We start from the raw sequence: 13,338 nt of genomic DNA, 5'->3' as shown, positions 1-13,338 counted from the left end.
GGGGTCGTACCGGGGCCTTCTCACACCTTCCCTCGCCTGCCGGGGTTGATGCCAGCCGGGCGGTGGCAGCGCGTACAGCCTTGGCCCCCGGTTACTGTGTCGCCATGCGGATTCATGTCGTCGACCACCCGCTGGTGGCGCACAAACTCACCACGCTGCGCGATCGGCGCACCGACTCCCCGACCTTCCGGCGGCTCGCCGACGAGCTGGTCACCCTGCTCGCGTACGAGGCCACCAGGGACGTACGGACAGAACAGGTCGACATCCAGACACCGGTGACGGGCACGACGGGCGTGAAGCTCTCGTATCCGCGCCCGCTGGTCGTCCCGATCCTCCGGGCCGGCCTCGGCATGCTGGACGGCATGGTGCGGCTGCTGCCGACCGCGGAGGTGGGCTTCCTCGGGATGATCCGCGACGAGGAGACCCTTCAGGCGTCCACGTACGCGAACCGTATGCCCGAGGACCTCTCTGGACGCCAGGTGTATGTGCTCGATCCGATGCTGGCGACCGGCGGCACGCTGGTCGCGGCGATCCGTGAGCTGATCAAGCGCGGCGCGGACGATGTGACCGCGGTCGTGCTGCTCGCGGCGCCCGAGGGCGTCGAGGTCATGGAGCGCGAGCTCGCGGGCACGCCGGTGACGGTCGTCACGGCGGCGGTCGATGAGCGCCTCAACGAGAACGGCTACATCGTGCCGGGACTCGGCGACGCGGGCGACCGTATGTACGGGACGGCCGAGTAGGACAAACCCCCGGGCCCCGGTTCGCACGTTCGCGAACCGGGGCCCAGGGGAAGGTACGGGGGTCAGTGCTTCGGGGCCGCCCCCAAATCCCCGCAGGCGGGATCCGTCGCGGGGCTCGCCACGGTGGCCAGGGCCTGGTCGGCGTCCTTCTGCTCGGTCAGCTCCTTGAAGGCCGCGCCGAGGATCAGATCGACGTCCGGTGTCTTACGGGTGTCGGTCTTCGACGTGGCCCCCTTCAGCTGGGCGCCGAGGACGGTGAAGAACCCGTCCTCGGGCTTCTCGCCGCCGACCAGTATCCCGGTGCCCGGGACCTTCTTGTCGTACGCGGCGGGGGCGTTGCCCACCTTGCCGATGACGAAGCCACGTTTCTTCAGCTCGTCGGCGGTGACCTTGGCGAGTCCGCCTCGCGGGGTCGCGTTATAGACGTTGACCGTGATCTGGCCGGGCTTGGGGAGCGCCTTGACGGGCGCGGACGAGTGCTCGCAGCCGGACTTCCGGGCGGCGGCGGCGCTTTTCGTGCCGCCCCCCGTGAAGACGTCGATGAGCTGCAGCGTTCCCCAGCCGGTCAGGCCGAGGGCAGCGACGGAGGCGACGGCCGCGAGCACGATCCTGCGACGATGACGGGGGCGGCGCATGCGCGGGTACTTGGAGCCCGTAATGCGGTACTTTCCGCCCATGCCGGGGGGAGTCAGCATGCTCATGGCCGCAGCGTAGTGCGCGCTGCTGGTGTTTCCTACTAAATGATCAACCGGTTGCGCGGACCGGGTGACGATAGGCCCCGAAAGGCTCAGTGCCCGACGGGCCGGCCCGTCGTGGACCTCGTCGTCGGACCCTGTCCGTACGGACAGGGTCAGCCCCGATCGAGCTCCAGCACGCGCGCGTGCAGCACCTGGCGCTGCTGGAGCGCGGCGCGGACGGCGCGGTGCAGGCCGTCCTCCAGATAGAGATCGCCCTGCCACTTCACGACGTGGGCGAACAGGTCCCCGTAGAAGGTCGAGTCCTCGGCGAGCAGCGTCTCCAGGTCCAGTTGACCCTTCGTGGTCACGAGCTGATCGAGGCGGACCGGGCGCGGCGCGACATCCGCCCACTGCCGGGTGCTTTCCCGGCCGTGGTCGGGATACGGCCGCCCGTTACCGATGCGCTTGAAGATCACACGGAAAGCCTACCGGGCGAGCGGCTCCGGGCGCAGCCATGGTGCGCCAGTGCAAAGGTCGCATTTAGTGGCAAAGGGGGAGCGAAGCGTGAGTGGAACCAGCCCCTCCGGCGCCCGTGCGCCCGGGAACGTGGCTACCGGCCGCCGGTGCGTGCCGCTGATTCGCTCGAAAGAGGGGCGGTGAGGCGCGCGACAGCGGCTCACTCCGGCCGCCCGTCGCTCGGACCCGTTAGACGGGCGGGGTGCCCGGCGGGGACTGCGGGCGCGGGTTCGGCGGCGGATGCGGGCCGGGATCGGGGGGTATTTTGGGGCCGCCCGGTTTCGCGTGCTTTCCGTTGCTCATTCCGGTCCGCCGGTTCGAGAGTCCGAAGATTCCGAACGGAGGAAAGATATCCACGCGCCTCGGGAAATTCGCCTCGGCGCAGCTGAGGCACAGCAGGTCCATACAGCCGTCCTGGGTGGTGCGTGCCGCCTCCACGCTGTTTATCCAGCAGGATTCGCAGTACCAGCAGTCCGTCTTCGAGAGCAGCACGGTGGTCAAGGTCGCCCTGGGCATCACGTCACCTTTCCGAGCGCCGCGTTCTGGTGACCTCCAGGGGATACCCGAAAATAGACCGGCTCGTGCAATTCACCTGCTTCGGCGGGTAGTTGTTCCGCCCGACGCCGCCGGGGCATAGTCGTGCCGAGGACCACGGCCTCCAATTCAGGGGGACGGTGTGTCATTGAGTTCGATTCCTCGCGCATTGTCGTCCTCGGGGCGATGCAACTACGTTGCACAGGACAAGGGTTGCGTTGCGCGGGGTGGGCGCACAACGTTGAACGCGTTCCAGTCGAGATCTGTCACATGACATGAGGGGAGCGGCCATGGGCCGACGCAACGCAGGGGGCGGGGAGAAAGGCGCCAGCACGGCCGATGTCTTCGGCGAAGTTCTCAAGCACTGCCGTGAGTCCATAGGTGTTACGCAAATAGCACTGGCTGGCGAAGTCCCCTGCGATCGCTCCTACGTTGCCCGTGTGGAAGCAGGAACACGTGTTCCTGACGAGAAATTCGCTGAGACGTGCGACATCGTGCTGCGTACCGGCGGCATCCTGCAGAAGCTCTGGCACAAGATCGACTGGTATCCGGAGGTGGACCATCCGGACTGGTTCAAGCGACGTGCCGCCATGGACGCCGAGGCGACGGCGCTCCGTGAGTACCAGACCCAGATGATGCCGGGGCTGCTGCAGACCGAGGACTACGCCCGCGCGCTGCTCTCGCGCCGGGCCGGCGGGGACGAGCTGGAAAGACGCGTGCGCGCGCGGCTCAGCAGACAACACAGGTTTCTCTCCCCCGAGGGGCCGCTGCTGCTCATGGTCCTGGACGAGAGCTGCATCAGGAACACCGTCGGAAGCGCGGCCGTCATGCGGGATCAGTGCGCACATCTGCTGCGTGTGGGAAAGCAGCCGAACATCCGTGTCCAAGTCGCTCCCGCGGGTGTCCCGGGTATTTGGCGTCCCAATACGTCCATGTCCCTGATCACCCTCGCGGATGGTCATGTCTGGGTGTACTCGGAATCGCTTGACCGCGGGCACTTCAGCGACGATCCGGAAGTTACCGGCCGTCATGCACAGACCTATGCTGTTCTGAGGGCGGATGCGCTGTCCGCCTCCGAGTCTGCCGCGTTGCTCCATGACGCGATGGAAGGGTACGGCCACCATGATGAATCGCGATTTCAGAGCGACAACGTGGGTAAAGAGCAGTTACAGCGGCGACAACAGCGGAAATTGCGTGGAAATAGGCACCGGTATCCCGGGCATTATCCCCGTCCGTGACAGCAAGAATACCGAAGGCCCGGTCCTTGTGTTCAGCAGAGCTGTTTTCTTCACTTTTGTTTCCGGCGCCAGAACCGCAGCGCACCCCACCGCCTGATCGCAATGGGGTGCGCTGAGCCGTTTGATCTCCCCGCTATGCGGTGGGCGTGTGGCCGCGGGAGTGCGAAACAGTGTCGGTCGCGCCGCCCTTGAGCGGCATCCGCGCCCCTTCGGTCTTCGCCGCGGGCTTGGTCACCGAACTCAGATCGTGGGCGTAGGTGCCCACGGCGTTGGCGATCACTCCGATGTTAATGCCGAACGCCTTCATATTGATGTTCGAGAGGTCATCGCAGGCCGCGTGGTAGCACTTGTCGTACGCGACACCGGCCTCGCCGCCGTACTTCACGGCCTGGGCCTCGGACTTGATGCCCTCGGCGCCGGTGAAGGTACCGCCGGACGGGATGCCCGCGTCGATGAACGGCCCGTAGTCGGAGCGGCCGTCGAAGTCCGTGCCCTCGTGCGGAACGTTCCTGCTGTCGAGGAAGTCGGTGATGCCCTTCTCCAGCTGGGCGGAGCCCTCGGGTCCGGGGCCCGCGCCCTCGCCGTCCGAATCGTCGCCGTCGTACACGAACTGGGCGAAGTTCGGCGAGGCGATCATGTCGAAGTTGAGGTAGAGCGCGATGTCCTCGCGCTGTGCGTCGGTGAGGCCGTTGACGTACGCCTCGGCGCCGAGCAGGCCCAGCTCCTCCGCCGACCACCAGGCGAAGCGCACCTTGTTCGCCGGCTTGTCATGCGTCTTGGCGAGCTTGAGGGCGACGTCCAACAGCCCGGCGGAACCGGAGCCGTTGTCGTTGATGCCGGGGCCCTCGGTGACCGAGTCCAGATGGGAGCCGAGCATGACGGTCCGGTCCGCCCTGCCGCCCTTGGTCTCGGCGATCACATTGCGGGTGGTGCGCTCCTCCTGGAGCTGGCGGATGTCCAGAGAGACCTTCACCGCGCCCTTGGCGGCCTCGGCGGCGAGTGCCTGGCCCTCGGCCTGCGTGATGCCGCCCGTGGGGATCTTCCCGGCGTCCGGACCGCCGAGCGTTCCGTTGAGGGAGCCCGTGGTGTTGTTGTAGATGACCGCGGCGACCGCACCGGCCGCCGCCGCTTCCTTCTGCTTCGTCGCGAAGTCGCAGCCGCCGCGCTGGATCAGCGCGATCTTGCCGGTGAAGGCGCCGGCGGCGTAGTCGGCGGGCTCGCAGCCCGTGGTCGCGTCGACCGGGACGGCGGCGAGGTCGGCCGCGATCCCGCCCTCCTTGGTGGAGGTCGTGTACGACATGGCCACGATCTCGACGTCGCGCGGCGTCGGCGCGGTGACCGTGAGCTTCTCGGCGAGCGTCTCGATATAGGTGATGTCGAACGTGTCGTACGAGACCTGGTAACCGGCCTTCTTGAGCTGGCTGTACACGTACGCGGCGGAGGCGTCGTGGCCGAGCGTGCCCGCCGCCCTGTTGCCGTTGGCGGAGTCCGCGATGGCCTGGAACTTCTCCAGATGCCGATACGCGTCGCCGGCCGATGCCTCGCGCACCAGCTTCCGGGAGAGCTTCGCCGCGTCCTTGGCGGCGTCCTTGGCCGGGTCGTGGGAGAGCGCGGTGGCGGGCGAGGCGGACAGCAGGAGAGGGGCGGCCAGCGCGGTGGTGGCCGCGACTGCCAGGAGTCTGCGGGACGTTGCGTTCACAGGGACTGGGATCCTTCCAGTGCGAACAAAGGTGAGGGAAAGCTAGCCAGCGCCGCGCTCCCTGGGAACACCTGTGTCACAGCTCACGGTGCGTATCGGTGGATCAGCCGCGGATCAGCCGCGGATCGGGGGCAGGCCGGACGGTGGTCAGTCGGTCCTGGGCGCTCGTGCCGCCTTCGCCGCGCGCTTCGTCTCCTGCTTGAACGCCCGTACCTTGGCCAGCGATTCGGGTCCGGTGATGTCCGCCGCCGAGCGGTACGACCCCACGTCCCCGTACGCCCCCGCGGCCTCGCGCCAGCCCTTGGGCTGTACCCCGTACTGCTTGCCCAGCAGTGCCAGGAAGATCTGGGACTTCTGCTTGCCGAAGCCGGGCAGCGCGTTGAGCCGGTCCCGTACCTCCGCGCCGGTGGCGATGTCACGCCAGATCGCGCGGGGATCGCCGTCGTAGTGCTCGACGAGGTACTGGCAGAGCTGTTGGACGCGTCTGGCCATCGACCCCGGATAGCGGTGCACGGCGGGCTTGTCCGTGAGCAGTGCGACGAACGCCTCGGGGTCGTACGCGGCGATCTCGTGGGCGTCGAGGTCGTCGTGTCCCATGCGTACGGCGATGGTGTACGGGCCGAAGAACGCCCATTCCATCGGCACCTGTTGGTCAAGCAGCATGCCGACGAGCGCGGCCAGCGGGCTGCGGCCGAGCAGTTCGTCGGCCTCGGGCTGTTGTGCGAGCCGGATTGTGGTGCTCATTCAGCGATGATCGCCTGGGTCGCGTGGTGGGCCGGGCACGCCACGCGCTTGTCGTGTGTTCATATGACTAATTTGTGGTCCGAATGGCGGAGTCGGGCGAAGGGTAGATCACGACGGAGGGAAAACCACCGGAATCGTCAGGAAAGGCCGCTCGCACGTGACACAGCCGTTTGAATTGCCGGATTTCTATTTGGCTTATCCGGCCCGGCTCAATCCGCACCTGGAGGAGGCCAGGGCGCACTCCAAGCAGTGGGCCGGAGACATGGGCATGCTGGAGGGGTCGGGTGTCTGGGAGGAGCACGACCTCGATTCCCATGACTACGCGCTGCTCTGCTCGTACACGCATCCGGACTGCGACGGTCCGGCGTTGTCGCTGGTCACGGACTGGTATGTGTGGGTGTTCTTCTTCGACGACCACTTCCTGGAGGTCTACAAGCGGCCCCAGGACCGGGAGGGCGGCAAGGCGTATCTCGAACGGCTGGCCGCCTTCATGCCGATGGATCTCGCCGCCGGATTCCCGGAGCCGACCAATCCGGTCGAGGCGGGGCTGGCGGACCTCTGGGCCCGTACGGTCCCGAGCATGTCGATGGCGTGGCGGCAGCGGTTCGCGGAGTCCACGGAGAATCTCCTCAACGAATCCGACTGGGAACTCGCGAACATCAACGCGCATCGGGTCGCGAATCCCGTCGAGTACATCGAGATGCGCCGCAAGGTCGGTGGAGCGCCCTGGTCCGCGGGGCTCATCGAGTACGCGGCGAATGCCGAAGTGCCCGCGGAGATCGCCGGCTCACGCCCGCTGCGGGTGCTGAAGGAGACGTTCTCGGACGCTGTCCATCTGCGCAACGACCTGTTCTCGTACCAGCGGGAGATCGAGGAGGAGGGCGAGCTGAGCAATGGCGTGCTCGTCCTGGAGACCTTCCTCGGCTGTACGACACAGGAGGCGGCGGACGCGGTCAACGATCTGCTCACCTCCCGCGTCCAGCAGTTCGAGAACACCGCGCTGACCGAACTGGGGCCGCTCTTCGCGGAGAAGGGGCTGGATCCGCAGTCGTGCGCCGACACCCTCGCCTATGTGAAGGGGCTTCAGGACTGGCAGTCGGGCGGCCATGAGTGGCATATGCGCTCCAGTCGGTATATGAACGGCGCCGGTTCCGGCCCCGGCTCCGGTTCCGGCCTCGGCTCCGGTGGCGAGGCTGTCGGGGGGACAGGTGATGGGGCGGGCGTGTCGTTCTCGCTGGTGCCGGTCGGTCTCGGTACGGCCGCGGCCGATATCGCGAAGGCGATCAGCGCGGGTGCGCCGGCGCGGGCGCGCAGCCACAGCCCTGTCCCGTTCCAGCGGGTCGGCCCCGCCGTACTGCCCGAGTTCCGGATGCCGTTCGGGCTGTCGCTGAGTCCGCATCTGCACCACTCGCGGGAGCACACCGTCGAGTGGGCCCACCGCATGGGGATGCTGGAGGCGCAGCCGGGTATCCCCGGCTCGGGCGTCTGGGACGAGCGGCGGCTGCGCCGTATCGACCTGCCGCTCTGCGCGGCCGGTATCCATCCGGACGCCACGGCGGAGGGGCTGGATCTCACTTCGGACTGGCTGACGTGGGGGACGTACGGCGACGACTACTACCCGGTGGTCCACGGCAACGCACGCGATGTGGCGGGCGCGAAGGCGTGCAACGACCGGCTGGCGCTGTTCATGCCGGTCGAGAGCTTCGGGACACCGGCGCCCGCGACCGCGCTGGAACGTGGGCTGGCCGATCTCTGGGTCCGTACGGCGGGCCGGCTGGACCCGGAGGCGCGCCGTGCCTTCCGCAAGTCGGTCGTGGACATGACCGACAGCTGGCTGTGGGAGCTGGCCAATCAGGCGCAGAACCGGATCCCCGACCCCGTCGACTACATCGAGATGCGCCGGCGGACCTTCGGGTCGGACATGACGATGCGTTTGTCCTGGCTGGGCCATGGCCGGGTGGTACCGCCCGAGATCTACCGCTCAGGGCCGATGAGGTCCCTGGAGAACGCGGCCCAGGACTACGGGACGCTGATGAACGACGTCTTCTCGTACCAGAAGGAGGTGGAGTTCGAGGGCGAGCTGCACAACGGTGTGCTCGTCGTGCAGAACTTCTTCAACTGCGACTATCCGGCCGCCCTCACCATCATCGACGACCTGATGCACTCGCGGCTGAGCCAGTTCCGGCATGTCGTCGCCCATGAACTGCCCGTGCTGTACGACGACTTCGGCCTCGACGCGGACGCGCGCCGGGTGCTCGACGGCCATGTGAAGGGGCTGGAGAACTGGCTGGCCGGGATTCTCAACTGGCACCACGGCTGTAAGCGGTACAAGGAGGCCGAACTGCTGGAGGACCGGGCCCGTATCACCCGTCGGCTGCCGCCCGTTCCGAGCGGGCTCGGCACCTCCGCGGCAAGGATTCACCTACCTGGGTGGGAACCGGCTCGATCTTTGCCCCAAATGGCGCAGTAACTCGCTTACGGGCGCGCCCGTTTGTCATCCGGTCGATGTGATCGTTTACCGGATGGGGGCCGTGGGTGGCGAGCGGAAACGCACTGTACGGGCGTACGGAGGCGCGAGGCCCGCGCGCGAGGGGGCGCGCGGAAGGCGGGGAGGGGGCGGAGTCACGGACGGCGGTGCTTGAGGGCGTCGCCGGATGGGTGCCGGGGGAGCCGGTCCCCAATGGGGCGTTGCCCGCGGAGTGGGAGGTCGATGACGCCTGGATCCGTACCCGCACGGGCATCGCCGACCGCCATCGGGCGGCTCCGGGGATGTCCACGGGGGACCTCGCGTACGAGGCGGCGAGGCTGCTGCTCGGAGAGACGGCTTCACCGGGGGCGGGTCGGGGGTGGACGGGATCGGCGGGATCGGCGGGGTCCGGCCCCGCGCGGGCGGTGGACGCCGTGGTGCTGGCCACGGCGACGCCGGACCATCTCTGTCCGGGGACCGCGCCGGCGCTGGCGGCCCGACTGGGGTTGGGGACGGTACCCGCGTTCGATATCGGCGCGGTGTGCAGCGGCTTTGTCTACGGGCTCGCCGTCTGCCATGGACTGGTGGTGTCGGGGCTCTGTGAACGGGTGCTCCTGGTGGGCGCCGATGTGTACTCGACCTGGCTGGACCCCCGGGACCGCTCGTCGGGTGTGGTGTTCGGCGACGGAGCCGGCGCGGCGCTGATCGGTGCGGGCAGGGCCGGAGACCCGGGCGAACTGCTCGCCTTCGATCTGGGCAGTGATGGCACGGGATATGACCTGATCACCGTGGTGGGCGGCGGGGCGCGGTCGAGGTCGGTGGCGGAACCGTCCGCCGAGGGCGACGAGTTCTTCCGGATGCGGGGGCGGGCGGTCTATCAGCACGCGGTCGAGCGGATGACCGGGTCGTGCCGCTCGCTGCTGCGCACGGTGGGCTGGGACGCCGCCGAGGTCGACCATTTCGTACCGCACCAGGCCAACGCCCGGATCCTGCGGGCCGTCGCCGAACGTGTGGGGATCGGGGCCCGGAGCTGTGTCACCCATCTCGACCGGGTGGGCAATACCGGCGCGGCCTCCATCCCGCTCGCCCTGGCCGACGCGGACGCGCGGGGACGTTTCCGCACGGGCGACCGCATGCTGCTGACCGCCTTCGGCGGCGGCCTCACCTGGGGGACGGTGGCGCTGCGCTGGCCCGCGGCGACGGCGCCCACGACGACAGCGCTCGCGGTGACCACGTCTGCGGTGACCACGTCTGCGGCGACCGCGTCCGAGGCCGTACGGCCCGAGAACTCACGGGCCACGGCCCTCGACGGAAGGAACGGATCATGACGCCGACGGCTGAGGGGAGCGGGACGGTCGCGGTGACCGGGCTCGGGGTGGTGACTCCCGCAGGTCATGATGAACGGTCGTTCTGGGAAGGGCTGTGCGCGGGGCGGTCGGTGGCCCGGCAGCGCCCGGAACTGGCCGGTATGCCGGTCGACTTCTCCTGCGCGGTCGAGGGCATCGATCTCGACGCGGTGATCGGCGGCAGGTCGGTCTGGCGGATGGCGCGGTTCGTGAAGCTGGCGCTGATCGCGGCCCGGCAGGCCGTGGCGGACGCCGGACTCGACCCCGCGAGCTGGGACGGCGGCCGGGTGGGTGTGGTGCTCGGCGTGGGCGTCGGGGGTGTCTCCGTACTCGTCGACAACGCGCTGAAGCTCCAGGCGGACGGCCCGCAGGCGGTCTCCCCCGTACTGGTGCCGATGATGATCCCCAACGCGGCGGCGGGAGAGGTCGCCATCGCGCTCAAGGCCCGGGGGCCGAGCCTGGCCCCGGCGACCGCCTGTGCCTCGGGGGCCACCGCGATCGCCGTGGCCCGGGATCTGCTGACGAGCGGGCAGTGCGATGTGGTGGTGGCCGGGGGCGCCGAGTCCGTACTGACTCCGCTGGTGGTGACGGCCTTCGCGCGGATGGGCGCGCTGTCGACGCGTACCGGCGATCCGGGCGGGGCGTCACGGCCGTTCGCGTCGGACCGGGACGGGTTCGTGATCGGCGAGGGCGCCGCCATGGTCGTCCTGGAACGGGAGGCGGACGCACGGGCCCGGGGCCGGGCGCCGCGCGCGCTGCTGGCCGGCGCGGGCGCCAGTACGGACGCGCACCACCCGACGGCGCCCGCGCCGGACGGCCGGTGGGCCCAGGTGGCGGTGGAGGTTGCGCTGCGGGACGCGGGGTGGAGTCCGTACGACGTCGGGCATGTCAACGCGCACGGCACGTCGACGCCGCTCAACGACGCGATGGAGGCGACACTGATCGACCGGGTCTATCCGCACCGTCCGTCGGTCACGGCGCCGAAGGGCGTGGTGGGGCACACGCTGGCGGCGGCGGGGGCGATCGAGGCGGTGGCGACGGTGCTCACCCTCGAACATGGCGTGATTCCGCCGATCGCCAACGTGGACGCGCCCGCTGTCGAGTTCGACCTCGACTGTGTGACGAAGGAACCCCGGCGGCAGTGGGTGGAGACGGCGGTCAGCCACTCATTCGGGTTCGGCGGGCACAACGTGGCGCTGGCGTTTCGGCGGGCCTGACGACCCGTCATATCAGGGAGCTGATCGTACGAATGTCCCATGGTTCTGCGGGTGGGAGAGTCGTTTCTTCGCCATTGATTGATCGTTATACCGGCATGAGTATAAATATCAATAGCGTTGCCGTGAATGCGGTGGATTCGCTGACGCGCGTGCTCTTCGGGGAGGACTTCGACCGGGAGCACGCGCCATGGCGTCGGCTCGCCGCCGCGGCGCCGTTCCGCCGCCGGCCCGGTGCCTCGTCCACGGAGCGGCTGGCGATGGCGTACGAGCGGCTGCGTACCGTCAACGACACGCTCGACAGCCCGGCGGAGCTGGTGGCCGACCCGCGTGGGCTCGCCGCGCTGCATGAGTGGCTGGGCCCGGTCGATCCGGCGTTCACGACGGTCGCGGGCATTCACTACAACCTGTTCCTCGGCAGTCTCCTCGACCACGCGGAGAGCGGGAAGGGCGTGGCGCGCGGCACGGCGCGGGACACGGCGGATGCGGCGGACATGGCGAACGCGGCGGGCTCTGCGGATGTGGCGGGCTCTGCGGATGCGGCGGGCTCTGCGGATGCGGCGGGTATGGCGGAACTGGCCGACTTCCTCGCGCTGCGCCGGGTGGGCACGTTCCTCTGTACGGAGGTGGCGCACGGAAACGACGCGGTCGCCGTGGAGACGACGGCGGCCTACGACCGGGAGCGGGACGGCTTCGTCCTGTGCACGCCGCACGCGGGGGCGCAGAAGTTCATGCCCAACACCAGCCCGGTGGGCGGCCCCAAGTCCGGTGTGGTGGCTGCCCGGTTGCTGGTGGACGGTGCCGATCAGGGCGTTTTTCTGTTTCTGACCCCGCTGACCGACGCCTTTGGGGCGCTCCCCGGCGTCCGGGTGCGCAGGCTGCCCGCCCGGCTGGGCAGCCCGGTGGACCACTGTCTGACCTCGTTCGACCGGGTCTTCGTGGGACGCGACGCGCTGTTGGGCGGTGCGCAGGGGTGGATCGGTGAGGACGGTGTGTTCCGGAGCGAGCAGAGCAACCGCCGACGGCGCTTTCTGACCTCGATCGGCCGGGTCACGGCGGGCAAGCTCTCGATGAGCGCGTGCGCGGTCGGTTCGGCGCGGGTCACGCTGGCGCTCGCCGTGCGGTACGGCGGGCACCGGCTGATCTCCGGTTCCAGGGGCGGGAAGCGGGTACCGGTGTTCGCGCACCGCAGCCACCACGGCCCGCTGGTCGGGGCCCTGGCCACGGTCTTCGCGATGTCCTTGCTGCACCGTACGGCGCTGGACGCGTGGGAGTCGCGTACCGAAGCGGACACGGCCGAGGCCGAGCGGCTGGTGGCCGTCGCCAAGGGCTGGATCAGCTGGCGGGCGCGTGAGGTCATCGTGGAGTCGCGGGAACGGTGCGGCGCGCAGGCGCTGTTGGAGAACAACGGCATGACCGAGCTGCTGGCGGGTATCGAGGGCGTCATCACGGCCGAGGGCGACAATGTCGCGATCTACGCGAAGGCGGCGGCCGAGATGCTGTTCTCGGCGGCTCCCGGGCCGGTCGCGGTGTCGGGTCCGGAGCCGGGGGACGGACCGTACGATCCCTCGCGCCGCGGGCTGACCGAACCGATGTTCCTGGACGGTCTCCTCGTCGCCATCGAGGCCGTATGGCTGGCGCGGGCACGCCGCCGGATGAGCGAGGTGCCGCACGGCGATCCGCTGGCGCGGTGGAACGCGGCGTCCGGGGCCGCGCTGCGCGCCGTGGAGGCGTACGCGTACCGGCGCGCGTCGGAGGCGTACGCGGTGGCGGTGGCAGGACTGGAGCCCGGCTCGTCACCCTCGTCGCTCTCGTCGCCCTCGCCCTCGCCCTCGTCCGTCGCCGCCATGTCGCCGTCCTCGGCCCATGACCTGCTGCGTTCGCTGCACCGGCTCTTCGCGCTCCAGTGGATCGACCGGAACAGCGGCGATCTGCTGGCCGCCGGCCGGCTGGCCCCCCGTCATCTCGACGAACTGCCCGAGGCCGTCGAACAGCTCATCTCACGGCTGGCCGGCCATGCCCCCGCCCTCGTCGATTCCTTCGCGCTGCCGGAGGAGATGTTCGCCGACTGGCCCATTTCCGGGGCGGGTTACGCGGACGCCTACGACGACGCGGAGGGCGCGTGGCACGCCGTACTCGCCGCACCCGCCGCACCCGCTTGAA

At 69.3% G+C, this 13,338-nt stretch carries 11 protein-coding genes; 7 read left to right on the top strand and 4 right to left on the bottom strand.

Going from position 1 to position 13,338, the window contains the following annotated elements; genetic code table 11:
* The first annotated feature begins 104 nt into the window (after positions 1 to 104).
* Positions 105 to 740: a uracil phosphoribosyltransferase gene (gene upp, locus ACFRKB_RS16525; RefSeq protein WP_030349959.1), complete on the top strand. Its 636-nt coding sequence runs from the start codon at positions 105 to 107 to the stop codon at positions 738 to 740.
* Between the two features lie 62 nt (positions 741 to 802).
* On the opposite strand, the gene ACFRKB_RS16520 is transcribed toward upp, so the two are convergent.
* Both ACFRKB_RS16520 and ACFRKB_RS16515 read right to left on the bottom strand, forming a co-directional pair.
* Complete coding sequence (locus ACFRKB_RS16520; RefSeq protein WP_383106507.1) at positions 803 to 1,441, bottom strand: LytR C-terminal domain-containing protein; 639 nt, start codon at positions 1,439 to 1,441, stop codon at positions 803 to 805.
* Positions 1,442 to 1,590: 149 nt separating this feature from the next.
* Complete coding sequence (locus ACFRKB_RS16515) at positions 1,591 to 1,893, bottom strand: type II toxin-antitoxin system VapB family antitoxin (RefSeq protein ID WP_041987019.1); 303 nt, start codon at positions 1,891 to 1,893, stop codon at positions 1,591 to 1,593.
* A gap of 864 nt (positions 1,894 to 2,757) precedes the next feature.
* On the opposite strand from ACFRKB_RS16515, the gene ACFRKB_RS16510 reads away from it, so the two are divergent.
* Complete coding sequence (locus ACFRKB_RS16510) at positions 2,758 to 3,705, top strand: helix-turn-helix domain-containing protein (protein WP_383106505.1); 948 nt, start codon at positions 2,758 to 2,760, stop codon at positions 3,703 to 3,705.
* Positions 3,662 to 3,802, top strand: a complete 141-nt coding sequence (locus ACFRKB_RS16505) for a DUF397 domain-containing protein (RefSeq protein ID WP_383106503.1) — start codon at positions 3,662 to 3,664, stop codon at positions 3,800 to 3,802. Before ACFRKB_RS16510 ends, ACFRKB_RS16505 begins: the two co-directional genes overlap by 44 nt.
* Positions 3,803 to 3,838: 36 nt before the next feature.
* Here the strand turns inward: ACFRKB_RS16505 and ACFRKB_RS16500 are convergent, their stop codons facing one another.
* Together ACFRKB_RS16500 and ACFRKB_RS16495 are read right to left on the bottom strand one after the other, a co-directional pair.
* Positions 3,839 to 5,404 (bottom strand): M28 family metallopeptidase, encoded by a 1,566-nt coding sequence (locus ACFRKB_RS16500; protein WP_383106502.1) that lies wholly within the window; start codon positions 5,402 to 5,404, stop codon positions 3,839 to 3,841.
* A gap of 147 nt (positions 5,405 to 5,551) precedes the next feature.
* Complete coding sequence (locus ACFRKB_RS16495) at positions 5,552 to 6,148, bottom strand: HhH-GPD-type base excision DNA repair protein (protein WP_383106500.1); 597 nt, start codon at positions 6,146 to 6,148, stop codon at positions 5,552 to 5,554.
* A gap of 157 nt (positions 6,149 to 6,305) precedes the next feature.
* Between ACFRKB_RS16495 and ACFRKB_RS16490 the strand changes: the two genes are divergently transcribed.
* The 4 genes from ACFRKB_RS16490 to ACFRKB_RS16475 all read left to right on the top strand — a co-directional run bounded on the left by ACFRKB_RS16490 (position 6,306) and on the right by ACFRKB_RS16475 (position 13,337).
* Positions 6,306 to 8,618, top strand: a complete 2,313-nt coding sequence (locus ACFRKB_RS16490; RefSeq protein WP_383106499.1) for a terpene synthase family protein — start codon at positions 6,306 to 6,308, stop codon at positions 8,616 to 8,618.
* A 164-nt stretch (positions 8,619 to 8,782) separates the two neighbouring features.
* Entirely contained in the window at positions 8,783 to 9,943 is a 1,161-nt protein-coding gene (locus tag ACFRKB_RS16485) for a beta-ketoacyl-ACP synthase 3 (RefSeq protein ID WP_383106498.1), read from the top strand.
* Entirely contained in the window at positions 9,940 to 11,178 is a 1,239-nt protein-coding gene (locus ACFRKB_RS16480; RefSeq protein ID WP_383106497.1) for a beta-ketoacyl-[acyl-carrier-protein] synthase family protein, read from the top strand. The genes ACFRKB_RS16485 and ACFRKB_RS16480 overlap by 4 nt, the downstream gene beginning before the upstream one ends.
* Positions 11,179 to 11,273: 95 nt before the next feature.
* Positions 11,274 to 13,337, top strand: coding sequence for an acyl-CoA dehydrogenase family protein (locus ACFRKB_RS16475; RefSeq protein ID WP_383106495.1), 2,064 nt, complete (start codon positions 11,274 to 11,276; stop codon positions 13,335 to 13,337).
* Position 13,338: the final 1 nt, after the last annotated feature.

Source organism: Streptomyces scopuliridis (assembly GCF_042790125.1).
In the GTDB taxonomy this organism is placed as follows: domain Bacteria; phylum Actinomycetota; class Actinomycetes; order Streptomycetales; family Streptomycetaceae; genus Streptomyces; species Streptomyces scopuliridis_A.
Note: the sequence above shows the minus strand (reverse complement) of the source record. Positions and strands in the feature narration are given on the sequence as shown.

Bases quoted from the DNA above. Each gene is read 5' to 3' on its own strand.
- ACFRKB_RS16495 (WP_383106500.1), bottom strand. From the start codon at position 6,148: ATGAGCACCACAATCCGGCTCGCACAACAGCCCGAGGCCGACGAACTG.
- ACFRKB_RS16520 (WP_383106507.1), bottom strand. From the start codon at position 1,441: ATGAGCATGCTGACTCCCCCCGGCATGGGCGGAAAGTACCGCATTACG.
- ACFRKB_RS16475 (WP_383106495.1), top strand. From the start codon at position 11,274: ATGAGTATAAATATCAATAGCGTTGCCGTGAATGCGGTGGATTCGCTG.
- ACFRKB_RS16480 (WP_383106497.1), top strand. From the start codon at position 9,940: ATGACGCCGACGGCTGAGGGGAGCGGGACGGTCGCGGTGACCGGGCTC.
- upp (WP_030349959.1), top strand. From the start codon at position 105: ATGCGGATTCATGTCGTCGACCACCCGCTGGTGGCGCACAAACTCACC.
- ACFRKB_RS16510 (WP_383106505.1), top strand. From the start codon at position 2,758: ATGGGCCGACGCAACGCAGGGGGCGGGGAGAAAGGCGCCAGCACGGCC.